We start from the raw sequence: 25,310 nt of genomic DNA, 5'->3' as shown, positions 1-25,310 counted from the left end.
GGGAATGTAAAAATGGTATTCAAATTAGATACAGAAGATGTTTTTGGCGGGCAAGTAGAAGATGGGATTTATGAAGTTATTATTAATCACGCAACAGAAGATGCAACACAAAGTGGCGCGGAGTACATCAATGTGGATCTAATTATCCGTAATGATATCAATCAAAAGTTTAAAAATGCGCATATTTTCCATAGTATTTGGAAATCAAAAAAGGATAACCAATACAATGCAAAATCCATTAACACAATTGGTAAGGCAGTTGGGTTGGCAAATGGTAAAGAATACAATTCATTGACAGAGGTATTAGAAGATTTTGCATTGAAAACGTGTCTTGTGTCCGTGAAAAATGAAACGTCAGAGTATAACGGCAAAACGTATAACAATCTTAATGTGAAAAGTTGGGCTGAATCGAAAATTACTGGTCCATCTAATCATAAATTCAAAGCTAAAGATATCGCGCAGCAAGATAATCAACCTTTGAATATTACGGATGATGATCTTCCATTTTAAAAGTTAGGAGCGTGCGGAAATGTTCGAAAGAATACCAGACGAATTAAAACAGTTAAAACAATGGTGCGCTTACAAACTACTTTGGGATGAAGAGCGACAAAAATATAAAAAAAATGCCAATGGATGCCAATACAGGTAGACATGGTAAAAGTAACGACGAAAGCACATGGGCGGATTTCACGACCGCCCTTGCTTCTTTAGAGGATTATGGGTTTGATGGTTTAGGATTTTACTTCAAAGCGCCATATTTCGGTGTAGATATTGATGATATAAAAGACGAAATCGAAGACTATTTATTAGGCGACCAAGAAAATATTGTTGCTGAATTTATTCACACACTGGCGAGTTATACAGAGTATTCCGTTAGTGGCACTGGTATTCACATCATTTCCAAAGGTAAGTTTCCAGATGGTGGGAGAAGAAAGAATAATGTAGAAATGTACAATGATGGTCGATTTTTCGTTATGACGGGCAATGTAATCAATAACTTCACTAAAATAAACGATGGTTCCACAGGTATTCAATACTTACACGCAAAATATATTGGTGTGAATGAGGCGCCTATTGTCAACCATTCCGAAATGAGCCATGTGGACTTACCTTCTAATGAAATTATTCAAAGAGCTATGCAAAGTAAGCAAGGTTCGCAGTTTAAAACACTATACGATGGCATGTGGGACGGTCTGTACCCTTCACAATCAGAGGCAGACCTTGCTTTTGCTAATATGCTTGCTTTTTGGACAGGCGCCGACTATGAAAAGATGGATGAAATTTTTCGTTCCTCTGGCTTGATGCGATCTAAATGGGACCAAAAACGCGGAGCTTCATTGTATGGAGAGAAAGTATTAAATATCGCTATTCAAAACACAAGTGATGTGTATGCACCTGGTAATTCCATTGATGATTATGAGATTAAAATATTAGATAACGGTAAAGCTAAAAAAGCATATAGTTTTGATGACACTGGCAACGCAGAACGTTTTAGAGATGAATATAATAATATGGTCCGTTACTCATATGTCAATAAAGGATGGTATTACTATAATTCGAAAATATGGATGTTTGATAACACAGGTGCTATTAAAACACTGGCTGATCGCGTGATTCAAAATATGAAAAAAGATTTCGCCTACATGGAATCGGAGTCCGATATTGAAAAAGCATTTGTGAAGCATTTGAAAGCAACGCGGGGTAATCGAGGAAAGACAAACATGTTAAAAGAAGCCGAGCATTTAATGCCGGTGCTGCCAGAACAATTCGATGTAAATAAACACTTTTTTAATACTCAAAATGGCTACATTGACTTGAAAAGTGGCAAATTGAATGCGCACGATCGTTCGAAAATGTTCACAAAGATTAGTCATATTGAATACACAGATAAAATCGATGCACCATTGTGGAACAGCTTCTTACTTGATATTTTCAATCATGATAAGGAATTAATTGATTATGTTCAAAAAGCCGTTGGGTATTCTCTAACAGGTAGTACGAGCGAACAGGTTATGTTTATCTTATTTGGAAACGGTCGAAATGGTAAAAGTGTATTTTTGGATATTATCAATGATGTGTTTGGTAGTTATTCCACAAACATTCAACCACAGACAATCATGGTAAAACAACAATCAAGTGGTGCGAATAGTGATATTGCCCGTCTACATGCTGCACGCTTCGTTACAACAACAGAACCAAACGAAGGCGTACGTTTAGATGAAGGGTTAATTAAACAGCTCACAGGTGGTGACAAGGTTACCGCAAGGCATCTGTACAAAGATGAATTTGAGTTCACACCAGAATTTAAAATTTGGATGGCGACGAATCATAAACCAATTATTCGCGGTCGTGATGATGGCATATGGAGAAGGTTACATCTAATTCCTTTCACAGTGAAGATACCAGATCATAAAGTAGACAAACAACTGAAATACAAGCTAAAAGGTGAACTCACAGGGATATTGAATTGGGCGGTAGAAGGTTGCTTGAAATGGCAACGCGAAGGGTTGGAATTACCCGCAGCTGTAGAACGTGCCAGCAATGAATATAAATCAGAAATGGATGTTATTACGGCATTTATTGATGATTGTTGCGACGTAGATATAGAAAATAAAATAAAATCAAAGACATTATATGATACCTATCGAGAATGGGCGAAAGATAACGGTCAATATGTTATGAGTTCTACAAAGTTCGGTCGGGAAATGGGATTGAAGTTTGAAAAGAAAAAAAGTGGGTCAGTTCGTCTCTATCAAGGTATAAAATTAAATGATGAATACTCACAAATGAACTTCAATTTTTAAAACGGGACATGTTGGGCAGGTTTGACCCGTTTTTCCTAAACCTTTACTATTTTTATTTTCCTATACTACTTTCTATATTTAACTCTTATCTTGTCCCAACTGTCCCAAAAAGAATAATAAATATATAAATAAAGGAGGTAATGACATTAAATGACAGCAGAAATAAACATCCAAAATGCAATACGGCGTGAATTAGGTAAATTAGGTCATTATGTGTTTCGTAGTAATGTGGGCAAAATATTATTACCTGGTGGACGAATATTCGATACCGGATTGCCGAAGGGATTTCCCGATCTATTCGGATTCCGAAAATCAGACGGCAAAATATTCTTTATTGAAGTGAAGAACGAGAAAGGTAGATTGAGACCGGAACAGGTTAAATTTCAAGATGCTATGAGTAAGCAGAATGTACTTTGTGGAGTAGCTCGGAGTGTCGAGGATGCGGTTAGGATTGTGGAGGGGATAACATGAGTAACAGTACAATGATTGACGTATTAATGAGTATCACCGTTGTTCAAATGTTTTTAGTGCTGATACTGATAGCTAAACCACTGTGGGAAGAAGTTTATAAAATAATAAGACGTATTTTTGGGAGGGGATAGAATGCCAGAATTGGGATTAGAACTGTTTGTTTTATTCTTTGTAGTGTTTTGCATAGGCATGTATGCATCGCGATTATTACGAATTAATTGTGAGAATCGAGGCAGTAAGGGAAATAGTGTACCACCAAAAGGCAGTAGACCAAATCCGATCAAGAGTAAACCGAATAAAATGGCGTATGGTGGTGTTACTATGAAAAAAACTACTAACGATGTGATACCTACTGCTAAAACTGGATATACGTATGACTTACTAAGTGATTCCATGATAAGTGTGCAAGAAACTGCAAAGAAAAAAAGCAAATTACGAAGAATTCCTAAAAGATGAAGAATGGCTAAAAAGGGGCGGTTTTAAGATTGATAAGGACGGTTTTATGAGTCATATCCCTTTTACACATAATAAAAAGGAGGAACCAGTTTTGAATAAAAAACCATTTCCAGAAGAACATGTATATTATTCACGACCGGTAATAGATGAAAAATTGATTGAACTGCAAAATCGGTTAGCGGAAGAACTTATTGAAAAAATAGTAGAAGATAACCCATTAAAACAATTTATGACAAAACCAACTAAATATAATTCTATAAAATTAAAACAATACGAGGAGGAACCACCAGTGGACAGCGAAGATTATATAAAAAACGTCCTAGGTTACACATTGAAAACCGAAGATTCAATATCTAAAACGTATACGAATGAAGACGATACACACAGACTTACCATATTTAAGAAGGAGGAACCAAAGATGAAAATATATCACACGGAAACACAAGAAGATTATGATGCTTTGATGGTTGAGTTGGAGAAGGAGGGTGTAACTTGGGCAGTCACTGGGAACAAACCAACTGCATCTGACGTATGGGGTATTCATGGAAATGAAACGTGCGTAAAAAAAGAAGGGAATGAAATTACTTATGCAACTTGTATTTATTTCAACGGTTATAAAATCGAAAAATACAAAGCCAACGATACAGTAAATAATCCATCACATTACAATACAGGTGGAATCGAAACGCTAGATTACATTAAGGCTAAAGTAAAGGATTATCCAAGTTATGCAGTCGGGAACATCATGAAATACATCACGCGGTATGAGCATAAAAATGGCATTGAGGATTTGAAGAAAGCTAGATTTTATTTGGATGATTTGATTAAACAAATGGAGAGTGAAGGTAAATGAATAGATTTAAAAAAATAAAAACAGACAGAACAACGGAACATATCACTAAGGCGATGTTGGTATACTTTGTGTTTTGGCTTTTCAGTACGATAGTGCCAATCATAAGTGTTACAGCTCAATTAATTTGGAGTAATTCGTTTACACTGTTCATCATGATTAGCGTGTTAGTTATTTGGACTATAGAGACGGTAGTTATAGGCGCTCTACTTGCAATGTCATACAAAACACTAAAAAAGTATGTAAATGAGCTGAATGAGGAGGACAAATAAATGAAAATAAAACTAACAGCGCTATATAAAAACGGTACAACTGTGGATTACTTTGGTGGGGAATCGGAGCCAGAAACAGTGGCATTGGATATGTCTGTTATCTCAGATGTTGTTTCAGAATCATATCAAAACGATTATGATGCGGTTATTAGTTTAAAAAATGGAACAAGAAAAACATTTATCAGAGTAAATGACACATCTTCCATTACTGTAGATGGTGTAACTGAATCGGAGTGTGACGGATATAATCCAGGCTCAATCCTATATGACGACCCAATCAAGCCAGAAGTGAGCAATTGACATGAAAATGATAAAAGGACATTCGTACAGTGAGTATCGTAGTCTTTTGAATCATTGGAATGATGCGCAGATAGCGAAGAAATGGGACATCACACATACAGCTCTCACACTGTGGAAAAAGGAGAACGGCATATTCATCACGCATTATGATGTAAAGCGATTGAAAGTATATCGAAAAATCATAAAATTGCAAAAGATGGGATATAGTTTTGAAAAGATTAATAGGCTGATGCAGATTAGTCTAGTGAAACACAGGCAGATATTAGAAGATTATGAAGGGGTTGAGTGAATGGGGTTTAAGAATTTTATGTTTGCGTTGATATGTGGCAATATTCTTGGCTTTTTCTTCTTAGGTAATAAGTTTGAAATATCCATCATGTTGCTGCTGTTCTACATTTCGATAGTAGTTATTTTCGGAAAGAGAAGTGATGATAAATGAGCAAACGACTAACCAAAGCGCAATTTCAGTATATCGAAGATGAGTTAAGACATTATCATGAGACGAAGAAAGAATTGGAAGAGTTACGTTCTAACGTCATCACTGGCTCTATATACCGTGAGTACAGGGATGATAACATAGGAGGTTCATCTGGTGGTGGCATTAGTAATCCAGTGGAACGACAGGCGACAATACTGGAAATGGATAAGCAGATTAATAGGATGGGTAAGGTTGTAAGTGCGATTGAGAGTGTAATTTGTAAGATTTCTGAATGTGACAAGACAATGATTCAATTACGGTATTGGTCGAATTATAAACACAAATGGGAATACATTGCAACGCAATCGTTTATGGAAAGGTCAACAGCTATTAGACATAGGGATGTAATCATTAAAGAAATAGCTGAACAGTTAGGATTTAGAAAGTAGTGCAACTTTCGTGCGACTTTTGAGGTGCTTATCTGATGTATGATGATAGTATCAGGAAAGTGAAGATAACCAAATAAATTGAATGATAACTTCTATCTTTTACTTTTCTGGTACTTAATATATAAACCAAACGCACTCTATACAATTGTATGGTGCGTTTTTATTATGGGGTGAATGATATGAGAGTGTTTGTACTGTTTAGTCCTGCTTCTTATGAGGGTGAGTGTGGGATTGTTTATGGTGTATTCAGTAGTAAAGAAGAAGCGGAGAAACATAAGTTATCTTATACCGAGATTCAGGAACACACAATGGATACTCATTTCGGTGATGATATAGAGTTTTATTATTAGGCGGTGAATGATATGAAACAGTTCCTACACGATATGATCCATATGACGGAAGGCGAGAAGCTTATTAACTATTGGTGGCTGTGGTTATCTATTGCGCTATTCATCATATCGTTATCACTGTTGATAAACAGAAAGAAACAATAGATATGCACATGACACCAAAGTTATACAAACTAATCCAGACTAACCAACTGATTAAGTTCTATAAGTCTCGCGAATGGTTAGAGCTTAGACTGGTAGCATTGAAGCGTGATAACTATGAGTGCCAACGATGTAAGAAGAAGCGTCGGTATCGTAAGGCTGACTGTGTGCATCATATAAAGTATGTGAAGGAGTTTCCGTATCTTGCACTTACATTAAGTAACCTTGAGTGTCTATGCAACACATGCCATAACGAAGAGCATGACCGATTACCTAATCAAAAGAAGAAGGAACCTATCAACCAGGAACGGTGGTGATTACCAATGCAATTAGATATAGATGGAATAGAGTACGACACGGATCAGTATGAGACATACAATGTGTACACACAGAACAAGATACGAAGCACGGTGTATCAAGGTTACAAAGCAATGCGCAATGTAATCATGGACAACAAGTGCCAAGGTCTTAAGCTGAATGAAGTTAAATTAAAAGTGAATGCAGATCGCGAGAAGATAAAAAAATATCTTCCGTTTGATGATGAAGAAATAAATTCTATTTTTATTTTTATGGAAAAAGTTTTTCCGCGGCTATAACCCCCGCCCTAAAATATTTCAAAACTTTTGGAAGGGTGCGACAACGGGGGATGGAGGTGCCAAAATTTCGCGCAGCAAAAACGCGTATAAGGGGGTGTATAAAATGGCTTTTACCAAGCTTTTGTCAGAAAAGGAACGCATGAAGAAGCGTGACAGAATCGAAACAGAGTTAAAAAAAACAACTTGACGAAAAAGGTTTAAACAACCCGATTTTCCTAGATCGCATCGATTCCTACCTTGGCTATTGGGATATGGAACAAGCGTTAGTGAAAGACATAAATGAACGTGGCTTCTTCACAGAATACAATAATGGTGGCGGGCAAGTTGGTACTAAGAAAAACGATAGTACCATTCTTTTGCAAAAATATACAAAACAAATGCTGGACACATTGCAGTTCATGGGATTAAAACCGCCGACGGATGTTAAAAAGGATGTAGGTGGTAACGATGACCCAAACTTATAATACGTACAATTGGCACCCTGCGATATCCGAATGGATGCAAATGGTTGAGCAAGACGACGTTGTGAGTTGTAAGGAACAAAAACAATTAATGACATACATTAGACAGCGCTTAAAGGCTGATAATGTGGTAATCAAAAATGATGTATTAGACACCGCTATTGCTACGGCAGAGCGGTATTTTTATACACTCTATCCGTTTCAACGATTTATATATGCGTTTGTATTTGCTGTATTTGAAATTGATGAGGATGGCGACGAGCAACTGATGTTCAATGATTATTTCATTTATGCCGGTAGGGGATTTGGTAAGAATGGGATTTTAAGCTGCATGATCTTTGAATGCACAACGGCGAATCATGGTATCGATCAATACAACATCGATATTATCGCAACATCAGAAGATCAAGCGAAAACGTCGTTTGAAGATATTCACAACATGTTAGAAAACAACAAGAAGCAAATGAAAAATGTGTATCAATGGAACTTGGAATATATCAAGCATCGGCGTAATGGTTCAACGATTAAATACAAAACATCAAATGCGCGTACCAAAGATGGCGGACGACCAGGTGCGGTCGCTTTTGATGAAGAACACGCCTATGAAGATTACCAAAATTACACGGTCCATACATCTGGATTGGGTAAGAAACGACATCCACGGAGGTTCCATTTAACTACTGATGGATATGTTCGCGGCAGTGTTTTAGATGATAGAAAGATTTTAGCGCAAGCTGTGTTAAACGGTGAGAAGCCTAATTCTAGGATGCTCCCGTTCATTTGTAAACTGGATAACGATGAGGAAGTAAATGATCCGAAGAATTGGCCCAAAGCGAACCCGATGATTCTATATTACAAACCATTGCGAACGGAAATACATCAACACTGGGAAGAAGCGCAAGCATCATCCGAGGTGATGGTCGAGTTCATGACAAAGCGGATGAATCGCCCGTCACAAGACCCTACGACAGTAGCTGTTAAATGGGGTGACATTGAAGCGACGAACCAACCGTTCCCTGAATTGGAAAAAGCAACTTGCGTTGGGGCAATTGATTTCGCGGATGTCCGTGATTTTTGTGCAGTCGGATTGATGTTTAAAAAGGACGGTAAGTATTATTTTAAACATCATACATTCATCTGTGCAGAGTCAATGAAAATAACGAAATTCAAATTCCCAATCCATGAAGCCGTGGAAAAGGGATTGGCGACGATTATTCAAGATAATTATATCGATGAAAGTTACCCTTTGCAGTGGTTCATGGAGCAAGCTAAGGATTATCGTATTATCAATATTGCAACAGATAGTTTCCGATTCAAGTCTTTAAAAAATGAATTTGAAGAAGCGGGAGCGCCATTAGTACAAGTTCGTTCTGGTCCATACAGTCATAATAGATTGTCATCTATGGTTGATAAACTCTTTGCATCGCATTCGATTGTGTTTGGTGATGATATGATGATGCGTTGGTACTGTAACAATGTCGCTGTTAAATTCGATAATCGCGGCGAAAAAACCTATATCAAAATTGAGCCGAAAACGCGTAAGACGGACGGCTTTTTTGCGTTGTTGCATGCTTTGATGTTGGATGAAGAATTACCAGAATCACGAGAGTTTAAGTTATTTGACGCATACACATATTAGGGAGGTGAGAAAGTGAGTTTCAATAGCTGGGTGAAAGGTGTATTTGGAAAATCAGACACAGCTACATTAGTTGATAATGCCTTTTGTTGTATCTCTACGGATCGACTAAATGAACTAGCAATCAAACGATGGGCGATTGATTCATGTGTCAATAAGATTGCTAACGCATTGTGTAAAGCCGAGATACAAACGTTTGTGAATGGCAAAGAAGAACGCGATTTGAACTGGTATTTATTCAACATAGAAGCCAGTCCGAACCAGAACGCAACTGAATTTTGGAAGAAAATTGTTTTCAAATTAGTATATGAAAATGAAGCATTAGTTTTCCAAATAGGCGACGCATTATATGTTGCGGATAGTTTTTCGCAAGTGAAATATGCGTTCAAAGAAAATATTTATACGGATGTCGTACTAAAAGAGTTTTCAATGAGTAAGACGTTTAATGAATCAGATGTTATGCACCTAGTCCTGAATAACGAAAGTGTTAAAAAGATCATTGATGCATTCTATGTTACTTATGCTGACCTACTCAATACTGGTATTGCGAAGTATAAGAAAATGAACGCTCGAAAATTATTGGTTAAATTGAAAGCTATGTTTGGTCAAGGTGAAGAAGCAGAAGAAAAAGTTCGAGAATTAATGACGGACAGGATGCAAAAATTCTTATCTGAAAAAGATTCAGCACTCCCACTCCAAGATGGAATGGACATTGAGGAATTGAAAAGTGACGGGAAAATAGCCGATTCGAGGGACATTAAAAAGATGATTGATGATGTTTTCGAAATGATAGCAAATAGTTTTCACATTCCGCTAGGTTTGGCCAAGGGTGATACGGTCGGGTTAAACGACCAAATGAATGCTTTTTTAATGTTCTGTTTAAACCCAATTGCTGAAATGGTAAACGCCGAAGTGAACAGGAAATACTATGGGCGCGATGCCGTTCTGAAACGAACCTACATGAAAATGGACACGAGCATGATTAAGGTTCAGGACTTGAAAGACAGCGCAAGTGCTTTGGAGTTACTATTTAGAACTGGCACTAATACTGTGGATGACAATCTGGCAATGGTCGGCAGAGAGCGGACAGGGCTACCAGAGAATGAAGAACGTTATATTTCCAAAAACTATGCACCACAAGGTGAAGAAGTCGAACCAACGAAGGGAGGTGAAGTTAATGAAAATGCCTAAAATTGAAAAACGTTTCGAATTTAAGAACAGTGTTGAAGGCGAAGATACAGCCGAACTTTACCTTTACGGAAGTATTGGGACTGGTTGGTTTGATGAAATTGATTCAAACAGTGTTCGCCAAGCAATTAACGAATCGAACGCAAATGAAATCCATATTCACATCAACAGTGGCGGAGGCGACGTATTCGAATCTATCGCGATTCATAATCTATTGAAAGCACATAGCGCGAAGATTACAGTACATGTTGATGCTTTGGCTGGATCAGGCGCGAGTGTTATTGCGATGGCGGCGGATGAAATTATTATGCCTAGAAACGCTATGATGATGATTCATAAAGCGTGGACGGTTGTTGCGGGTAATGCGGACGAATTACGCAAGGTAGCGAACGATATGGATAATATCGACCACGCTGTCACAGAGTCGTATACAGGTCGTTTTAAAGGCGAACGTGAAGAGTTAGTAAACTTATTAGCAAAAGAAGATTGGATTACCGCAGAGGATTGTGTAACACATGGTTTCTGTGACAAGATTGCAGACGCTGTGGCACCTGAACCTGTGGAAGATAACGTAACGGCAGCAAGTCTACGCGAAAAATACAACTTCGACACAACAGAAGTAGCGGCATCACAAAAAAAATATTTTTATGAACATCGCTAATATCAAGCGATGATTTTTTATTTAGAGGAGGAAAATTAAAATGGTAATGAAAAACATTCAAACAAAAGAAAATGAAAACGAAATTAATCTTAAGAACGCATTCCTAAACGCCGTTAAAACTGGTGGTACGGAAGAAGAACAGGTGGAAGCATTTACGAAAATGGCGGAAGCGATTCAAAATAACATCTTAGAGAAAGCGAAAAGCGAAGTGGAAACACGCAATGTGGATAATAACGTATTGGCTGGTCGTGGCGCTAATGTCCTAACTGCTCAAGAAACGAAATATTACAATGCAGTTATCGCAGGTAATGGTTTCGCTGGCGTTACGGACCTATTGCCGCCAACCGTTTTTGAACGTGTATTTGAAGATTTAACTGTAGCGCATCCGTTGCTATCTGAAATTAATTTCGTGAATACAACCGCAACAACAGAATGGATTATCTCAATCGGTGATGTTGGTACAGCTTGGTGGGGACCGTTGTGTGCGGAGATTAAAGAACTACTAGACAACGGTTTCGATAAAATCCAAACAGGCATGTACAAACTATCTGCTTACATCCCGGTATGTAATGCGATGCTTGATCTTGGTCCTGCATGGTTAGATCGTTACGTTCGTACAGTACTAGCTGAATCCATGGCGCTAGGTTTGGAACATGGTATCGTTGACGGTACTGGGAAAGACATGCCTATCGGTATGATGCGCGATGTGGACAACGTTGTTAGTGGTGAACATACGTCAAAACCAGCAACACCATTGAACGATTTAACACCTGCTACATTGGCTAATGAAATCATGCTGCCACTTACGAATGAAGGTTTGAAGTCGGTAACGGATGCAATTCTAATCATTAACCCAGCGGATTATTGGGCTAAGATTTTCCCAGCTACAACATACATGACACCGCAAGGCGCATGGGTAACAGGTATTCTACCAATCCCATTGAAAATCATTGAATCTGTAGCGGTACCAGTTGGTAAAGCCGTAGCGGGTCGTGCGCGCGATTACTTCATGGGCATTGGTTCAGAACAACAAATCCGTACATCAACGGAATATCGCCTATTGGATGACGAAACGCTTTACTACTCTAAACAGTATGCGAATGGTCGTCCGAAAGATAACGATTCTTTCTTAGTGTTTGATATCACGGATCTTACTACTACACCAGCAATCAATGTGAATGTGGTGAATCCAGTAACGCCTACACCCTGATAGTCCCGTACAATTACAAAGTACGGGTTATTCAGGTATGACGAATAATGAGTTAAGAGCAGAGTTAGACAGTCGTAGTGTTTCGTACTCCGCGAATGATAACAAAGCCACACTTATCTCCCTGTTAGAAGAGAGTGATAATCATGACGGTATCTGATGAATTGTTACAAGAAGTAAAAGATTATCTCCGCATTACATGGGACGACACCACAGAGGATAAACGACTAAAAAACATCATTAATAGAGTAGGGGCGTACATGGAGCGAGTAACCGGTACGTCCTTCACTTTTGTTGAAGAAGATGAAGCGAAACAACTACTTTTCGATGGTACACGGTATGCACATAATAACGCATTTGAATATTTCCAAGAAAACTTTTTGGGACAAATTCAAAGCTTGCAGTTTAAGGTGGCGGTTGCTGATGCAGAAAGTCAACCATGATTATTTTAATGACGGCGTTTTATACTATGGTGCATTAAAGACTGTTAGGGATGACAATAGAAAGCGTTCCGAAGATATTTTTGCGGTGCAGGGGAAGCTATTCTATCAAGAAATGTCTGTCCGAGAACAGGATTATATGCTAGTAAATGCCATTGGTGGTAATTTGACACTTAAAATAAAAACACCGTACAGAAAAGAAGCCCAGGTATATCAAAAAGTAAAAATAGGTACAGACATTTACGACGTTATTACGATTGATCCAGACCGTAATGTACGTCTTTTTTGGTACCTTGAAAAGTCGGGTGATGATAATGAATGAACAAAATAAGGCGCGTCTTGAAAAACTAAATAAATATCTCATTGAGAGTTTAGAACGAGATACAAGTTTGAAAGTTTTCCAAGACAATGTGAGTGAAGCTGAATTAAAGGAAGAATTAGACGAGGTATACCAATATATCATCTTTTCCACAGGTGGATTTACAAGATCAGATACATCAAAATTCACTCTTTTACAATCTGTTACGATTCAGGTTGCAGCAGAAACAATCGCAGATTTAGACGGTTTGCAACTTGACATTATTACATCGCTTGGCGGTGTAGCAGACGCTGGTCCATATTTCTTTTTATCATCGGACAAAGGGCAGATACAAAAAGGAAAACAAGATAAGTATGTGGATGCACTGACATTCGAATTTACAAGGTCGGTTAAAAATGTCTGCTAAGTGGGAATTAGAATCGTCTGATGTTGACCGGTTACTTGATGTGATGGCTAAATTACCGAATCGTTCCGAGGAAGTAATAAATAGATCACTCAAAGAAAAAGGCGCACCGTTAGCTATTCAGAATATCGAAAAGAAAATTAATATATCGAAGGACTGGCGAGGTCGCGTTTTGAATAAAAAACACGCCCAATCTGCTAGTCCTTTTAAAGTTACGCCGAGTAATCTAGGCTTTGAAATCACAAGTAAAAAGCCATTTAATTATCTCGTTTTTCCAGATGAAGGTATCGGTGCGCATAACAAAAACGCACAAGGGTTTATGCAAAAGGGACTGGATGAATCAGTTCCAGAAATAGTAGAGCAACTCGAAAAAGACGTATTAGAAGAAATAAATAGAACATTAGGAGGTAATTAATAATGCCAACAATTATTGAAGATTTTGACGCAACGCGCATCACGAACCTAGGTATTAAATTTGATGGAGATACTGCAAGTACGCCGTTTGGTTGTACAGGTAGTGTCGAAGGTGAAACGGAATTATTGGAATTAGTAAAAAAAAATGTGAAGGTGTAGAGGTCAAAAAAAAGAAGCACACCGCAAAAAAATGACATTGACTATTTCAGCGCACATTAAAGTAGCTGTATTGCGTGATATTTATGGCTTATCTAATGAAGGGTTGCAAGTCGGCGTGTACGCATACGGTGCAGACAGTATGAGTAAACCGTTCGTATTGACCGCAGATGTGATTGACGAATTCGAAGATGTTACAAAACTGATCGCATTCCCAAATTGTACATCAAGTACCGGTCTAAAAATCACGGTAGAAAATGGCGCGGATGAAGTAGCAGAGGTTGAAATCGAATTTACAGCTATGATTGATGACTATCGCAAATGTTACTACGATGCGTTTATTGATGAACTAACACCAGCAACTGCTGATGAGTACGTCGAACTGTGGCATACCAATTTCACATCAGCGATGACGCGTGCTGATTTCGTCTTTCCCAGTTAAGCCCCTTAACTTAAAAGTCTCAAGTTTCACAGATACTAGTATCACGTGGACTTGGGACGTATCAACAGGGGCTTCTTTTTATTATGTATATGTAGATAGTTCAACCATCCCAGTTAAAGCAACAACCAACTCATATACACTTAATAATTTGAGTTATATGAGTACACACGGAATTCAAGTGTCATCTGTGACTAAATATGGTTTAGAGAGCGAAATGACAACAGCAGTTAGCCAAAAAACAAGGCTTCCAGCGCCAGTTATGAATCGTTATTTATTAGATACAACCTACGCAACTGGAACATCATTAAATACACCATCATCAAATAACGTAAGAGTATACGCAGGCAGTCAGTATCTTGCAACAGGAACCGCAGCGGCTGGTGTCGTAAACATCTACATGACAGGAATTTTAGGCGCATACTATGCAAAATCGGTTGCACTTGAAATCAACGGAGAGGTTAAACCTACCGTAGCGGTAAATCAGGATGGCACATATCGATACTATGCGAAAAACTTAATCACAAGTACAAGCGATGTGGTTAAAGTGTTGTTGTATGGTCGCGGTAATGCAGTTATGGAAACCTTACCAGTGAAAGTTGTATCTGTCTCATCTACTGTCATCAATGCGAATAACGGTTCAACGGCTAATCCTTATGTGATTGGAGATAATTATGTTACCGGTACATTTAATACCGTGTATCAAGTGAAAGCGTTAGATGGTTCATCATCAGGAGGTGCAACAACGATTGAAGGTATGCCGGGTAACTTAGTCATTGAATTACCGAAACTTACGATTAATCCGGTTGTTGCATCAACGGGTGTTGTATCTGGTACGACCGAAAACAACGGACAAGTGAGAGTTAGCGTGAACAATGTAGCGAAAACGGTATTTACTGCTGATGCAACAGGTAACTACACAGGTAATATCAGCGGTATTACGGTAGGCGCTATTGTGAAGGTAGAGGCAAAAGTAGGAAGTTACTTCCCAGCCTATAAAGAAGTAACAGCGACATAATAAACCGAGAAGGCGGGCTAATCCCCGTCTTTTTATATTGGAGGAAAAATAAAATGGAAAAGCAAATTGAATTTATCGATGGATCAACATCAACTGTGGAAACAGCAGTTTCTGGTTTAACTTTACTTACTTTACAAAACGATGGTGTGATTGATGGTGCGTTCTTCAAAGGTTTCATGAAAGAAGAAGTAGATATGAGTCCATTACCACTTTTACAAGCAGTGTACGCGGCTTATATTCAGCATAACGGCAAGCAAGATAGTAAATCATACAATGAGTTTTTGGAGTCCTACGTCCTAGATATGGAAGTCGATATGATTGTTTATTTTGCTGTTATTACGAAACAAGGGCGCAATAAGCTAGCAGAAAAATTCGAAAAGAAAACAGGTAAAGCGGGCGCAAAAAAAATAAAAAATGCCGAAATTCGAAATTGATAGTGTCGAGGATTTACATGCTTATTATGTGTACATCATCGGTATTAATGATTTCGATTTTTGGCATTTACCCATTCAAACTGTCCACATTATGGCGGAGAATAAAACTGCAATCGAATCATTTATTAATAATGAAGAAGAAAAACAAGCGAAGAAAAAGAGGTGATATAAGTGGCAAATAATCAACCTAAAATAACGTTCAAGGTATTCAATCAGGAATTTAATAAAGCAATAGCTGAAATGAATAACGATGGTAAAAAGTTACGGCAAGAGTTGAAATTGGAACAAGAACAACTGAAATTGACGGGTTCCGAATCGGATAAGTTAGCGGCGGATTTAAACGGTTTGCAAAAACAATACGATGTAGCGCAACAAAAAACGAAAGCCACAGCGGACCAGCTCGAAAAAGCAAAAACGGCGTTCGGCGAAAACTCAACCGAAGTTGCTACAATGGAAACGAAATTGCGTAGTGCCGAGATTGCAGAACAGCAGTTGGCTAATAAGATTGGGGTTACCAGTCAGAAATTAGATGAAGCCAAAGCAGCAGAAAAAAAGTCGTGTTTCTTCTATTAAAAATTTAGAAGATACTCAAAAGAATCTTGAAGCACAAACTGAAAAATTATCAAGTGAATTTAAATTAGAACAACAAGCGATGGCAGATACGGCAACTGAAGCTGAAAAACTAGCACACGCTGAAAAATATGTCGCGGATCAAACGGAATTAGCAGAAAAGAAAATAGAAAATATGGAAAGACAGCTAGAACTCACAAAACAGGAATATGGCGAGAATTCCACAGAAGCTTTACGAATGGAAACAGCTTTAAACCAAGCTAAAGGCGGGGTTTCTAAGCTTGAAAATGAGCTGGACGAGCTGAAAACTAGTTCAAATAATGCTGATGAGGGCATGGATAAACTAAATAAAACGCTTAGTGGCGGAATGATGATAGCGGCAGCGGAACAGTTGGCGGAAATTGGAGAGAAATTAAAAGAAGTTGGACAATATGCTTTCGATGCTTTCCGCGATGTGGACGACGGACTGGACACTATTATCACCAAAACGGGTGCGACTGGTAAGGCTGGTGAAGCACTAGGCGAAGTATTTAATAATATTGCTGGTAACTCCAAGTTTGATTTTCAATCCATTGGTGATGCTGTAGGTGAGTTAAATACGCAATTTGGATTCACTGATGACGTATTAGAAAAAAACTCTTTACTACTATTGAAATATGCAGAAATTAACGGCACGGACGTTACAGATTCAACCATTAATGCTAGAAAAAGCATTGAGGCTTATGGTTTATCGTATGATGATTTAGGTACCGTTTTAGATACGACAACATCCGTAGCACAAGCAACTGGTTTGAGTGTGGATGATCTGAACGACAAAATTATATCTGGCGCACCGCAAATTAAAGCGATGGGATTGTCTTATCAAGAAGGTGCTGTTTTAATCGGTCAATTGGAGCAAAATGGTGTTGATTCCGCGGCGGCTTTATCTAGCTTAGGAAAAGCAACAGTAGTATATGCAAAAGATGGTAAGACACTTGAACAAGGATTGAAAGGAACAATAGATAAAATAAAGGGAGCTAAAAGTGAAACAGAGGCACTAAACATCGCTTCCGAAGTATTCGGTACAAAGGGTGCTGTAAGAATGGTTGATGCTATCAAGCGCGGTACTTTGAACTTGGACGATTTAGCTGATAGTGCAAAAAATACGTCTGGCACGGTTTCAACCACATTCGATGAAACGCTAGATTCTATCGATAAGCAAGATCAAGCATTAAACAATATAAAATTAGCAATGAGCGAGCTCGGCGCAGCGATATCCGAAACATTAGCGCCAATATTAGATAGTTTATCAAGTATTTTGCAGAAAGTTGCTAAATGGTTTAGCGGACTTTCTAGTACGTCTAAGGATGTTATTGTTATCTTGGGACTTGTTTTAGTTGCTGTGTCTGCATTGTTACCAGCGATTGCCGCGATTGCGGTGGTAGGGGGTACAGTTCTTGCTTGGATTGGACTAATCGTTGCTGCCATAACCATAATTATTGTGATAATTAAAAACTGGGGGAACATCACAAAGTGGCTTGGCAAGCAATGGGATAACTTCAAAAACTTCATGTCAGGCGTATGGGAAGGTATAAAAAACGTATTCATGGCAGGTTGGCAAGCGATATCCGACTTCTTTGTAAAAGCATGGGATATTTATTGGTCCATCTTAACTGCTTTCTGGACTCCGATTATTAAATTCTTTGCGATGATATGGGAGGGCATTAAAAATATAACTGTATCACTGTGGAATAGCACAATTAGTTTTTTAACAGGTGTATGGCAAGGAATCGTAAACATAGCAATGACTGTATGGAACGGACTAGTGAACGTATTTACGTTCATTTTTTTTATTGGTTCAAACAGTAATTATGGGCGCTTGGACAATTATTTCATCCTTGCTCATTGGCGCATGGAACATCCTTGTTAGTGTTGTGACTATCATATTTACACCACTCATTAGTTTCTTCACGATGTTGTGGGAAGGTATTAAGACGGTAGCGATAACGGTGTGGAATGCAGTATCTAGCTTCTTGGTTGGTATATGGACCAGCATTTCAACAACAATACAAACCGCTTGGAATGCGATTGTTTCCGTATTTTTAAGTGTATTGCAAAAAATATCAAATGCTTTTCATGTTATTTTTGATCCGATTGTTGCCTTCATCCAAAATACAACGAATCGAATAAAAACGATTATTGTAAACGTTTGGAATGTGATTTACAGCTTTATGGCTGGCGTTTTAAATAAAATCAAAAACGTTATTACAAGCGCAATGAATGCGGTAAGCAATGTGATAAGGACTGTATCAAACACAATAAAAAACATAACATCTACCGTATGGAATGCGGTTGCCGGTGTGATTATGGCTGTGTGGAATAGGATAAAAAATAACGTTACTGTAGCTATAAATGCCACTAAAAACGTAATAAATAGTGTTTGGAATACAGTTAAAAGTATTTCTAGCAACGTGTGGAATGGTATAAAAAACACTATATCAAGCATTTGGAGTTCGATTAAATCGGTTGTATCAAGTGCCGTCAACAGTGTAAAATCCACTGTTTCGAACGTGTGGAATGGTATCAAAAGCATTACATCAAGCACGTTTAATGCCGTTAAAACTGCAATCATGACACCAATCAATGCGGCGAAAGATGGCATAAAACGAGCAATTGATGCGATCAAAGGCTTTTTCAGCGGATTAAAGTTGAAATTTCCTAAGATTGATATGCCGAAATTACCGCATTTTAGTTTAGACGGTAAGTTTAGTTTGAAACCGCCAAGTGTTCCAAAATTAAGCGTTGACTGGCACGCAAACGGTGGATTCTTCAATCAAGCATCGGTAATCGGTATTGGTGAGAAAGGACCCGAAGCGGCTGTTCCATTGATGGGTAAACGCATGGACCCGTTCGCTGATGCAGTATCAAATCGCATTTTCTCCAATCTCCCGGCAATGGCGGAGAATAAGCTTGCGCAAGCTGGTGATACAAATGTGACTATTAATATGACGAACAATTTGTACGGCGCAGCGGATGAAAATAGATTGGTCGATAAAATCACACAAGGCATTACCAAGAACACGAATACGAAAACAACCGCCTGGGGAGGTCGTGCATGATGTATACCGTGCTGATAGATAACGTTTCCTGTTCTGATTACGGCTTATGCATCCCGGAACGACCGCAGATTGTTACAGCAGAACAGGATATCGATACAAAAATAATCAGAGGGCGTAACGGTAGTTTGACTATACCGTACGCCTATAATGATGTGGACCATGAAATACCGTTCAACTTTTTAGATGATGTGAAAGACTTTAAGCAGACGTACCGCATCGCGAAACCGTATTTTAAGCGAGGCAGTAAATTTATTATGTCTGATGATCCGCACGTGTATAGAAAGATGAAGAAAGTACAATTTGGTGATGCGGATAACACAATTCGCGAATACGGTTATTTTGATGTGACATTCACGTTTGATCCATTCGAGTATTTAACAACGCAAACTGTATCAATCAAAAAGGGTAGTTTTATTCAAAATGAAGGAACAATTTACTCACAACCTTATATGAAGATATACGGTACTGGAAACATCACACTGTACATCAATAGCCAGGTGTTTATCTTTAAAGGATTAACCGATTTCATCGAGCTAGATTGTGATGCAATGGTTGCTTTTCGAACTGTGAACGGCGCTATGGTATTAGCAGACAACCTTATGGAGACACTCGAATTTCCAGTACTAGAAGAAGGCAAAAATTATTTTGATTGGATTGGTAATGTGACGAAAATAGAAGTCAATCCATACTGGAGGTATTTCTAATGATTCCAGTTTTATACGACAAGCGAGAAACCGACTTTTCGAAAAACGGGCAAGGGTTATTAAAAGATACGATATCAGCCGTTGTAGATGAAACGTTAAACGGACCATGTGAACTAGAATTAACGTATCCAATTGAGTCCCGGTTATATTCGAAAATAGGGGAAGAATCGATATTCAAGGTAAAGACAGATGATGCGCAGACAAACGAAAAAGCGCAGTTATTCCGTGCATATAATCCAGTGAAACAGATGCTTGATAGCCAGATCGTTATAAAGGCAAAACACATCACAAACGATCTAGCAGGTAACTTTGTTGAGAGTTTGAAGGTTGAGAACACAACGCCGACCGTGGCATTTGCAAAATTATTTCAAAGCACATCTTACACATCGAAGTTCAGCGGTTATTCAGACATAGCTACACAGAACAATGTCGAGTTAAAACGTAAGAACGCACTACAATGTGTTGCGGGTACAGAAGGCTCATTCTTAGACGTGTGGGGCGGTGAGATAGCACGTGATAACTTCCAAATTCGATTATTAAAACGACGCGGGCGCGATAATGTAGCCCGTATTTTATATCGTAAAAATCTTACTGGCTTGGAAATGGATGTCAATGTGGAAAGTGTTATCACTCGTATTTATCCGTTTGCTGTTAAAAACAATGCGAGTGGTGCGGAACAAGAAATTATACTTCCTGAAAAATACATCGATAGTGACTATATCAATAATTATTCGTTTATCCGTATCTTAGAAGTAGATTATTCGCAAGATGAAACGGTAACGGACGTTGCATCATTACGTACTGCTGCTAAAAAGTATTTCAAAGAGACGAAAAACGATGAACCGACGTTGAACGTCAAAGTGGAATTTGAACCACTGTGGCAAACGAAAGAGTACGAAAAGTACGCGAACCTGGAACGTGTTGTTCTGGGTGATACAGTCACTGTGTACCATCCGAAGTTAAAAATAAATATCACGGCGAAGGTTGTACGTACTCGTTTTAACGTCATCACAGAGCGTTATGAATCCATTGAACTGGGCGATGTGAAGGCTGATTTCACGGATAACTTTAAGAAGGATATCCAGAGTGTTATTGAACAAGTACCCACGCAGGATTGGATGACATCAGAACTTGATCGCTTAGGACAAGACATCCAAGGTGCAAACGGCGGGGATATCTTAACAGCGCCGACGTATCGACCGTCTACAATGTATTTCCTTGACACAGGCGACATAAACACAGCTAAAAACATTATGATGATGAACAGGCGAGGTATTGCGTTTTATAAGGACGGAATTGGTAGCATACCCACAACGGCATGGGGCATTGACAGTGTGTTTTTAGCTGATTTTATAGGCGCAGGTACATTGCGAGCGATTAATATCGAAGGGGTGACTATTCGAGGCTCCGCAGGTTATTTCAATACAATATACTCTGACTTCATGCCACCATTACCGGCGCCACAATATCGCGAAATAATGCGGATGGGTGGAGGTGCTGGGTTTAATTTATCAGCAAAACGAGATACAAGCCTTTATCCAGCTATGCGTGTTAGTTTGAACACCAATGGCGATTTAGGATTAGCGATTGAAGCGATAAATGAAAATACGGGGGCAGTTAATCCCGATAAAGTTATACGATTATCTCCATTCGCAGGTGCAGAGGTTCCGCTGGTATACTCGACAGCTTGGCTCTCTCTTGGTTGTTCATCAGGCGGGAAAGTTGCTAGTATCGTGTACACATCATGGGACACACCGACATTGGTGTATGCAGATCATGTGGCTAAATCATTTACTCAAATGTCTAGCGCTTTGATTAAGCAGGATATTGAGAAATTCACGGATTCGGATATGGCAAAAAGATATTCAGCGAAAGACATGATTAATACAGTAGAGGTGTTTAATTATCGATTAAGGCAAGATGTAGAATCGGCGTTCAATGAAGAATCCACAGGTGATTATGTCAGCTTTGATAAAAAAATCGGCTTTATAGCTGAATTGTTACCGCCTGAATTGCGTTCAGACGACATGATGGCAATGGACATGCAAAAAACAATCATGTGGCTATGGCAGTATGCCCGTGAAAATGAAGCCGAAAAGAAAGCACTCGAAAAACGAGTATCCGATTTAGAAGAAATGGTTCACGCATTAATAAACAAGGAAGGTGATGCATAATGGCAGGATTGCGAGTGTTGCAGGCAGTTCTTGATATAAATACACGTTCGTGGGATATACCGCGATTAGAGGCTGTACAGGGTGACTACGGTTCATTTACATTACAGGTAACAGTCGTTGCGTCAGGAGTTGTGGTAAATATAACAGGATGGCGAGCGAATTTTGTTGCATCACCTGATGATATCCACATTGTTACTGATCCCGTGATTAATTTTACGGACCCGACAAATGGGAAGTTTGAATATACGTTTGTAAAAGAGGCGTTTTCTACACCTTCGGGACCTAACGGGATTGACAATGCCCGTTTTGTACTAATAAAACAAGATGGTACACAGTTGTCAGGGATGCCACGGTTTACGTATCATGTGGACAAAGACCCGGCACAAGGCAAGATTGACGCGCAAGATTATATAGGTGACTTCGCCGCGTTTCAAGCGCAGGTTACGGCTTTGCAGACGCAATTTAACACATTACAAAGTCAGATAACGGCTATGAATGTGGTTAAGAAAACAGGGGATTCAATGACTGGTAACTTGCAGTTTGATGTTGCGAGTGAAAGGTTAGTTAGAGGGTTCAATTACGCGACGAATACAGCAGGCGCAGGCATATTCTTTAACCAATCTGGTTTTGGATTGAGCGATTGGACGAACAACTTTAGATTTGCGACATATAGTACGGCTACTAAGAAAATGAATTTTTTGATTAACAGTTTGACGATTGATAGTAAGCCGGTTGCGAATACAACTGATTCTGTGCAAAAAGCGGGAGACTCAACGGTTACAGGTACTATCGATGCAACAAACTTAAAAATCGCAACAAAGGATGTTGCCACACAAGAATTTGTAAACGCGTTTGCGCCGTATGTTGAATTATTTAATGGTTCTGCTTACTTTTTAGATACAAACGTTTTCACTTTTCCGGCTGATGCTGTGAAAGTAGGTTTATTTGTACAAGTTTCAAGATATACACCAGGAACAGGACCACTTAACTATGGTACAAGAACCATTTTTATACCAAAATCATCATTGAACCCTAGCATTGGTACAGGATGGGAAGGAATGGCGGGAACTGATGGTGCAAAAAAAGTACTAGTTTACAACGCCACTTCAATTAGAGGTCATGCTGACAACGGAACTACACCCAACAACGGATGGTGTGTACGCACTATAGGATATAGATAAGGAGGAATAATAATGAAGGATGTTTATGTATCTGTAGGCGAGGATGGTTATATTCAGGAATGGTGTAATGTGCAAGAAAATGATGATTCACCAGAACGTTTCTTTAAAATTAAAGCAGATGAAAAACTATTTTACAATGTAGATGCCGTTAAAATTGTTGATGGTATCGCCGTATTAGATAAGGAAAGGCAACAAGTGGTGATGGTTGAAAACGGCGATTTAATCAATCGTCAAATAGAAGATGAAAATAACACCTACTAAAGGTGTATTTTTTATGGGGTGAGGTGGTTATTTTGGAGCAAGAGGTGAAGATTACGAACCGAGAATGGACAAAGCTTACAAGTAGAGTGGATAAGGTTGATAAACAGTCAAATGCGAATTTAGAACGGCTAAATCGGCACAGTAAGCGAATAGATGAATTAGAAGATAATCAAATAAAATTACCAATTTCGATTCAAAAAGCGGTAGAAAACGGTATGGCACCTGTTCTCGAAAAAGTTTTAGCCCACGATCAAAAATTTTCTAATATCGAGTTGAACAGAGAACGAGAAAGGGCTGAAATTGCCGAAAGAGTTATAGAAGAATCGAAAGAAAAGAAGCGTTGGTTAGTACGGATTGTTATAGCGGCATTAATCGCTGTGTTTGTCACGTCGGTAATCGGCGGTGTAATCAGTTTTTATATAGCTGTATTTTTGAACAATCTTGGAGGGGGGTGAAAATATGTCAGCAGTAGGTAAAATGCTTTGTAATATGGGAATTCATCAATGGAAAAACGGTAAATGCACACGATGTGGTAAAAAGAAATAGGGGTGATACTATGAAAAAGATAAACTGGAAGTTACGAAACAATTGGCGCACATGGACATTATCTCTTATTACCCTAGTAACAATAGTGTGGACAGCAGGAGGATTTGAAATATCAGATTTGGAAAGTTGGAGCCTTTTAGGTCAAGCGTTCAGAGAGTTTCTAAGTAAGCCAGTTGCGATTATTGGGGTAGTAACAGCGTTGATTGCAACATACGTTGACCCTACAACGGCTGGATTTTCTGATAGTAAGCAAGTTATGAAGTATACGGAACCAAGGAAGGATGATAAATAATGGGTAAATTACATTACAGTGATAGAAGTTGGGGTAACATTGCAAAACTAGCAAATGATACGAAGGCAAAGGCAACAGCACTATTCAAGTATGCGGAGGATAACAACATCGAGGTATTAATTTATGAAACTATCCGAACAAAAGCGCAACAAGAGGCTAACGTTGCGTCTGGTGCATCGCAAACGATGAAGTCATATCATTTAGTAGGTCAAGCGCTTGATTTTGTTCCAACGAAAGGATCAGCAACAAAATGGGATGAATATGGACGTGCGGATATTAAGAAATTCATTGCTAAAGCTAAGGCGCTAGGATTTGAATGGGGCGGAGATTGGACTAGCTTTGTGGATAAACCACACTTGCAGAACAATTATAAGGGTTATGGTACCGATACTTTAGGAAATACAGTGAGTAAGCCACAGCCGGCTCCTTCTAAACCGCCCACAGGTGGTAGTATTGTAGATTACTTGAACAGTAAAAAAATCGATTCCAGCATGGCGAATCGTAAAAAAAATAGCGACTAAGTATGGTATCGCAAATTACACAGGAACAGCGGCACAGAACACGGCTTTATTGAATAAACTAAAAGCTGTCCCATCTAAAC

The 25,310-nt window shown here is 38.7% G+C and carries 35 protein-coding genes and 2 pseudogenes; all 37 read left to right on the top strand.

The window, feature by feature from the left end:
* Positions 1–12: 12 nt before the first annotated feature.
* The 37 genes and pseudogenes from PROCOU_RS09875 to PROCOU_RS09715 all read left to right on the top strand — a co-directional run bounded on the left by PROCOU_RS09875 (position 13) and on the right by PROCOU_RS09715 (position 25,230).
* A complete protein-coding gene (locus PROCOU_RS09875) occupies positions 13–510 on the top strand; it encodes a DUF669 domain-containing protein (protein ID WP_036071993.1) in 498 nt (165 codons plus the stop codon).
* 19 nt (positions 511–529) lie between these two features.
* A pseudogene (locus PROCOU_RS09870) lies at positions 530–2,804 on the top strand (phage/plasmid primase, P4 family).
* Between the two features lie 150 nt (positions 2,805–2,954).
* Positions 2,955–3,275: a VRR-NUC domain-containing protein gene (locus tag PROCOU_RS09865; protein ID WP_036071991.1), complete on the top strand. Its 321-nt coding sequence runs from the start codon at positions 2,955–2,957 to the stop codon at positions 3,273–3,275.
* Positions 3,276–3,407: 132 nt separating this feature from the next.
* On the top strand, positions 3,408–3,731 hold the full coding sequence (locus tag PROCOU_RS09860) for a hypothetical protein (protein WP_036071989.1): 324 nt from the start codon (positions 3,408–3,410) through the stop codon (positions 3,729–3,731).
* A 418-nt stretch (positions 3,732–4,149) separates the two neighbouring features.
* Positions 4,150–4,584, top strand: a complete 435-nt coding sequence (locus PROCOU_RS09855) for a DUF3310 domain-containing protein (RefSeq protein ID WP_036072051.1) — start codon at positions 4,150–4,152, stop codon at positions 4,582–4,584.
* Entirely contained in the window at positions 4,581–4,853 is a 273-nt protein-coding gene (locus PROCOU_RS09850) for a hypothetical protein (RefSeq protein WP_036071987.1), read from the top strand. Before PROCOU_RS09855 ends, PROCOU_RS09850 begins: the two co-directional genes overlap by 4 nt.
* Entirely contained in the window at positions 4,854–5,153 is a 300-nt protein-coding gene (locus PROCOU_RS09845) for a hypothetical protein (protein ID WP_036071985.1), read from the top strand.
* Position 5,154: 1 nt separating this feature from the next.
* On the top strand, positions 5,155–5,442 hold the full coding sequence (locus PROCOU_RS09840) for a hypothetical protein (protein WP_036071983.1): 288 nt from the start codon (positions 5,155–5,157) through the stop codon (positions 5,440–5,442).
* On the top strand, positions 5,443–5,592 hold the full coding sequence (locus tag PROCOU_RS17760; RefSeq protein WP_159101209.1) for a hypothetical protein: 150 nt from the start codon (positions 5,443–5,445) through the stop codon (positions 5,590–5,592).
* Positions 5,589–6,020 (top strand): DUF722 domain-containing protein, encoded by a 432-nt coding sequence (locus PROCOU_RS09835; protein WP_036071981.1) that lies wholly within the window; start codon positions 5,589–5,591, stop codon positions 6,018–6,020. The genes PROCOU_RS17760 and PROCOU_RS09835 overlap by 4 nt, the downstream gene beginning before the upstream one ends.
* A gap of 179 nt (positions 6,021–6,199) precedes the next feature.
* Positions 6,200–6,370 (top strand): hypothetical protein, encoded by a 171-nt coding sequence (locus PROCOU_RS17755; protein WP_159101208.1) that lies wholly within the window; start codon positions 6,200–6,202, stop codon positions 6,368–6,370.
* 146 nt (positions 6,371–6,516) lie between these two features.
* Positions 6,517–6,828, top strand: coding sequence for an HNH endonuclease (locus PROCOU_RS09830; RefSeq protein ID WP_036072049.1), 312 nt, complete (start codon positions 6,517–6,519; stop codon positions 6,826–6,828).
* A 6-nt stretch (positions 6,829–6,834) separates the two neighbouring features.
* Entirely contained in the window at positions 6,835–7,107 is a 273-nt protein-coding gene (locus tag PROCOU_RS09825) for a hypothetical protein (RefSeq protein ID WP_036071979.1), read from the top strand.
* Positions 7,108–7,316: 209 nt separating this feature from the next.
* Positions 7,317–7,571 carry a terminase gene (locus PROCOU_RS18530; protein ID WP_341871260.1) on the top strand — a complete coding sequence of 85 codons (255 nt, stop codon included), beginning with the start codon at positions 7,317–7,319 and terminating at the stop codon, positions 7,569–7,571.
* A complete protein-coding gene (locus PROCOU_RS09815; RefSeq protein WP_036071977.1) occupies positions 7,555–9,207 on the top strand; it encodes a terminase TerL endonuclease subunit in 1,653 nt (550 codons plus the stop codon). The genes PROCOU_RS18530 and PROCOU_RS09815 overlap by 17 nt, the downstream gene beginning before the upstream one ends.
* A 12-nt stretch (positions 9,208–9,219) precedes the next feature.
* Entirely contained in the window at positions 9,220–10,395 is a 1,176-nt protein-coding gene (locus PROCOU_RS09810; RefSeq protein WP_051994334.1) for a phage portal protein, read from the top strand.
* Positions 10,373–11,053: a head maturation protease, ClpP-related gene (locus PROCOU_RS09805; protein ID WP_077913410.1), complete on the top strand. Its 681-nt coding sequence runs from the start codon at positions 10,373–10,375 to the stop codon at positions 11,051–11,053. Before PROCOU_RS09810 ends, PROCOU_RS09805 begins: the two co-directional genes overlap by 23 nt.
* A 40-nt stretch (positions 11,054–11,093) precedes the next feature.
* A complete protein-coding gene (locus PROCOU_RS09800; RefSeq protein WP_051994332.1) occupies positions 11,094–12,263 on the top strand; it encodes a phage major capsid protein in 1,170 nt (389 codons plus the stop codon).
* A gap of 37 nt (positions 12,264–12,300) precedes the next feature.
* The gene (locus PROCOU_RS17530; protein ID WP_149023656.1) at positions 12,301–12,420 is read left to right on the top strand and encodes a hypothetical protein; all 120 of its coding nucleotides are present in this window, start codon (positions 12,301–12,303) and stop codon (positions 12,418–12,420) included.
* Complete coding sequence (locus PROCOU_RS09795; RefSeq protein ID WP_036071976.1) at positions 12,407–12,703, top strand: phage head-tail connector protein; 297 nt, start codon at positions 12,407–12,409, stop codon at positions 12,701–12,703. Before PROCOU_RS17530 ends, PROCOU_RS09795 begins: the two co-directional genes overlap by 14 nt.
* Complete coding sequence (locus PROCOU_RS09790) at positions 12,684–13,022, top strand: phage head closure protein (protein ID WP_036071973.1); 339 nt, start codon at positions 12,684–12,686, stop codon at positions 13,020–13,022. Before PROCOU_RS09795 ends, PROCOU_RS09790 begins: the two co-directional genes overlap by 20 nt.
* Positions 13,015–13,425 (top strand): hypothetical protein, encoded by a 411-nt coding sequence (locus PROCOU_RS09785; protein WP_051994331.1) that lies wholly within the window; start codon positions 13,015–13,017, stop codon positions 13,423–13,425. Before PROCOU_RS09790 ends, PROCOU_RS09785 begins: the two co-directional genes overlap by 8 nt.
* On the top strand, positions 13,415–13,837 hold the full coding sequence (locus tag PROCOU_RS09780; protein WP_036071966.1) for a hypothetical protein: 423 nt from the start codon (positions 13,415–13,417) through the stop codon (positions 13,835–13,837). Before PROCOU_RS09785 ends, PROCOU_RS09780 begins: the two co-directional genes overlap by 11 nt.
* Positions 13,838–13,839: 2 nt before the next feature.
* Positions 13,840–14,434: pseudogene (locus PROCOU_RS09775) on the top strand (phage tail protein).
* A complete protein-coding gene (locus tag PROCOU_RS09770) occupies positions 14,409–15,449 on the top strand; it encodes a fibronectin type III domain-containing protein (protein WP_149023655.1) in 1,041 nt (346 codons plus the stop codon). Before PROCOU_RS09775 ends, PROCOU_RS09770 begins: the two are co-directional and overlap by 26 nt.
* A 53-nt stretch (positions 15,450–15,502) precedes the next feature.
* Complete coding sequence (locus tag PROCOU_RS09765; protein WP_036071961.1) at positions 15,503–15,883, top strand: hypothetical protein; 381 nt, start codon at positions 15,503–15,505, stop codon at positions 15,881–15,883.
* Positions 15,864–16,049 (top strand): hypothetical protein, encoded by a 186-nt coding sequence (locus tag PROCOU_RS09760; protein ID WP_036071958.1) that lies wholly within the window; start codon positions 15,864–15,866, stop codon positions 16,047–16,049. The genes PROCOU_RS09765 and PROCOU_RS09760 overlap by 20 nt, the downstream gene beginning before the upstream one ends.
* 5 nt (positions 16,050–16,054) lie before the next feature.
* Entirely contained in the window at positions 16,055–16,456 is a 402-nt protein-coding gene (locus tag PROCOU_RS18520; protein ID WP_051994330.1) for a hypothetical protein, read from the top strand.
* Positions 16,413–18,362, top strand: coding sequence for a phage tail tape measure protein (locus PROCOU_RS09755; RefSeq protein WP_051994329.1), 1,950 nt, complete (start codon positions 16,413–16,415; stop codon positions 18,360–18,362). The genes PROCOU_RS18520 and PROCOU_RS09755 overlap by 44 nt, the downstream gene beginning before the upstream one ends.
* On the top strand, positions 18,304–19,551 hold the full coding sequence (locus PROCOU_RS09750; protein WP_036071955.1) for a phage tail protein: 1,248 nt from the start codon (positions 18,304–18,306) through the stop codon (positions 19,549–19,551). Before PROCOU_RS09755 ends, PROCOU_RS09750 begins: the two co-directional genes overlap by 59 nt.
* On the top strand, positions 19,548–20,255 hold the full coding sequence (locus tag PROCOU_RS09745; protein ID WP_036071952.1) for a phage tail domain-containing protein: 708 nt from the start codon (positions 19,548–19,550) through the stop codon (positions 20,253–20,255). Before PROCOU_RS09750 ends, PROCOU_RS09745 begins: the two co-directional genes overlap by 4 nt.
* Complete coding sequence (locus tag PROCOU_RS09740; protein WP_036071949.1) at positions 20,255–22,429, top strand: phage tail spike protein; 2,175 nt, start codon at positions 20,255–20,257, stop codon at positions 22,427–22,429. Before PROCOU_RS09745 ends, PROCOU_RS09740 begins: the two co-directional genes overlap by 1 nt.
* A complete protein-coding gene (locus PROCOU_RS16615; protein ID WP_051994328.1) occupies positions 22,429–23,610 on the top strand; it encodes a BppU family phage baseplate upper protein in 1,182 nt (393 codons plus the stop codon). Before PROCOU_RS09740 ends, PROCOU_RS16615 begins: the two co-directional genes overlap by 1 nt.
* A 12-nt stretch (positions 23,611–23,622) precedes the next feature.
* Positions 23,623–23,871, top strand: coding sequence for a hypothetical protein (locus PROCOU_RS09730; RefSeq protein WP_036071945.1), 249 nt, complete (start codon positions 23,623–23,625; stop codon positions 23,869–23,871).
* 32 nt (positions 23,872–23,903) lie between these two features.
* Positions 23,904–24,326, top strand: coding sequence for a hypothetical protein (locus tag PROCOU_RS09725; RefSeq protein WP_036071942.1), 423 nt, complete (start codon positions 23,904–23,906; stop codon positions 24,324–24,326).
* A 101-nt stretch (positions 24,327–24,427) separates the two neighbouring features.
* Positions 24,428–24,709 (top strand): phage holin, encoded by a 282-nt coding sequence (locus tag PROCOU_RS09720; protein ID WP_036071940.1) that lies wholly within the window; start codon positions 24,428–24,430, stop codon positions 24,707–24,709.
* Positions 24,709–25,230 (top strand): M15 family metallopeptidase, encoded by a 522-nt coding sequence (locus PROCOU_RS09715; protein ID WP_051994327.1) that lies wholly within the window; start codon positions 24,709–24,711, stop codon positions 25,228–25,230. The genes PROCOU_RS09720 and PROCOU_RS09715 overlap by 1 nt, the downstream gene beginning before the upstream one ends.
* The last annotated feature ends 80 nt before the right edge of the window (positions 25,231–25,310 follow it).

Origin of the sequence: Listeria rocourtiae FSL F6-920 (assembly GCF_000525975.1) — a bacterium.
Classification (GTDB): domain Bacteria; phylum Bacillota; class Bacilli; order Lactobacillales; family Listeriaceae; genus Listeria_A; species Listeria_A rocourtiae.
The sequence above is the reverse complement of the archived record's forward strand: the minus strand, read 5'-3'. Positions and strand labels throughout refer to the sequence as shown.

Bases quoted from the DNA above. Each gene is read 5' to 3' on its own strand.
- PROCOU_RS09850 (WP_036071987.1), top strand. From the start codon at position 4,581: ATGAATAGATTTAAAAAAATAAAAACAGACAGAACAACGGAACATATC.
- PROCOU_RS09760 (WP_036071958.1), top strand. From the start codon at position 15,864: ATGCCGAAATTCGAAATTGATAGTGTCGAGGATTTACATGCTTATTAT.
- PROCOU_RS09875 (WP_036071993.1), top strand. From the start codon at position 13: ATGGTATTCAAATTAGATACAGAAGATGTTTTTGGCGGGCAAGTAGAA.
- PROCOU_RS09860 (WP_036071989.1), top strand. From the start codon at position 3,408: ATGCCAGAATTGGGATTAGAACTGTTTGTTTTATTCTTTGTAGTGTTT.
- PROCOU_RS09865 (WP_036071991.1), top strand. From the start codon at position 2,955: ATGACAGCAGAAATAAACATCCAAAATGCAATACGGCGTGAATTAGGT.
- PROCOU_RS09780 (WP_036071966.1), top strand. From the start codon at position 13,415: ATGTCTGCTAAGTGGGAATTAGAATCGTCTGATGTTGACCGGTTACTT.
- PROCOU_RS16615 (WP_051994328.1), top strand. From the start codon at position 22,429: ATGGCAGGATTGCGAGTGTTGCAGGCAGTTCTTGATATAAATACACGT.
- PROCOU_RS09815 (WP_036071977.1), top strand. From the start codon at position 7,555: ATGACCCAAACTTATAATACGTACAATTGGCACCCTGCGATATCCGAA.
- PROCOU_RS09790 (WP_036071973.1), top strand. From the start codon at position 12,684: ATGCAGAAAGTCAACCATGATTATTTTAATGACGGCGTTTTATACTAT.
- PROCOU_RS09730 (WP_036071945.1), top strand. From the start codon at position 23,623: ATGAAGGATGTTTATGTATCTGTAGGCGAGGATGGTTATATTCAGGAA.
- PROCOU_RS09855 (WP_036072051.1), top strand. From the start codon at position 4,150: ATGAAAATATATCACACGGAAACACAAGAAGATTATGATGCTTTGATG.
- PROCOU_RS09840 (WP_036071983.1), top strand. From the start codon at position 5,155: ATGAAAATGATAAAAGGACATTCGTACAGTGAGTATCGTAGTCTTTTG.
- PROCOU_RS17755 (WP_159101208.1), top strand. From the start codon at position 6,200: ATGAGAGTGTTTGTACTGTTTAGTCCTGCTTCTTATGAGGGTGAGTGT.
- PROCOU_RS17760 (WP_159101209.1), top strand. From the start codon at position 5,443: ATGGGGTTTAAGAATTTTATGTTTGCGTTGATATGTGGCAATATTCTT.
- PROCOU_RS09720 (WP_036071940.1), top strand. From the start codon at position 24,428: ATGAAAAAGATAAACTGGAAGTTACGAAACAATTGGCGCACATGGACA.
- PROCOU_RS09800 (WP_051994332.1), top strand. From the start codon at position 11,094: ATGGTAATGAAAAACATTCAAACAAAAGAAAATGAAAACGAAATTAAT.
- PROCOU_RS09765 (WP_036071961.1), top strand. From the start codon at position 15,503: ATGGAAAAGCAAATTGAATTTATCGATGGATCAACATCAACTGTGGAA.
- PROCOU_RS09785 (WP_051994331.1), top strand. From the start codon at position 13,015: ATGAATGAACAAAATAAGGCGCGTCTTGAAAAACTAAATAAATATCTC.
- PROCOU_RS09825 (WP_036071979.1), top strand. From the start codon at position 6,835: ATGCAATTAGATATAGATGGAATAGAGTACGACACGGATCAGTATGAG.
- PROCOU_RS09835 (WP_036071981.1), top strand. From the start codon at position 5,589: ATGAGCAAACGACTAACCAAAGCGCAATTTCAGTATATCGAAGATGAG.
- PROCOU_RS09755 (WP_051994329.1), top strand. From the start codon at position 16,413: ATGAAGCCAAAGCAGCAGAAAAAAAGTCGTGTTTCTTCTATTAAAAAT.
- PROCOU_RS09750 (WP_036071955.1), top strand. From the start codon at position 18,304: ATGGGCGCTTGGACAATTATTTCATCCTTGCTCATTGGCGCATGGAAC.
- PROCOU_RS09740 (WP_036071949.1), top strand. From the start codon at position 20,255: ATGATTCCAGTTTTATACGACAAGCGAGAAACCGACTTTTCGAAAAAC.
- PROCOU_RS09715 (WP_051994327.1), top strand. From the start codon at position 24,709: ATGGGTAAATTACATTACAGTGATAGAAGTTGGGGTAACATTGCAAAA.
- PROCOU_RS09745 (WP_036071952.1), top strand. From the start codon at position 19,548: ATGATGTATACCGTGCTGATAGATAACGTTTCCTGTTCTGATTACGGC.
- PROCOU_RS09795 (WP_036071976.1), top strand. From the start codon at position 12,407: ATGACGGTATCTGATGAATTGTTACAAGAAGTAAAAGATTATCTCCGC.
- PROCOU_RS09830 (WP_036072049.1), top strand. From the start codon at position 6,517: ATGCACATGACACCAAAGTTATACAAACTAATCCAGACTAACCAACTG.
- PROCOU_RS17530 (WP_149023656.1), top strand. From the start codon at position 12,301: ATGACGAATAATGAGTTAAGAGCAGAGTTAGACAGTCGTAGTGTTTCG.
- PROCOU_RS09845 (WP_036071985.1), top strand. From the start codon at position 4,854: ATGAAAATAAAACTAACAGCGCTATATAAAAACGGTACAACTGTGGAT.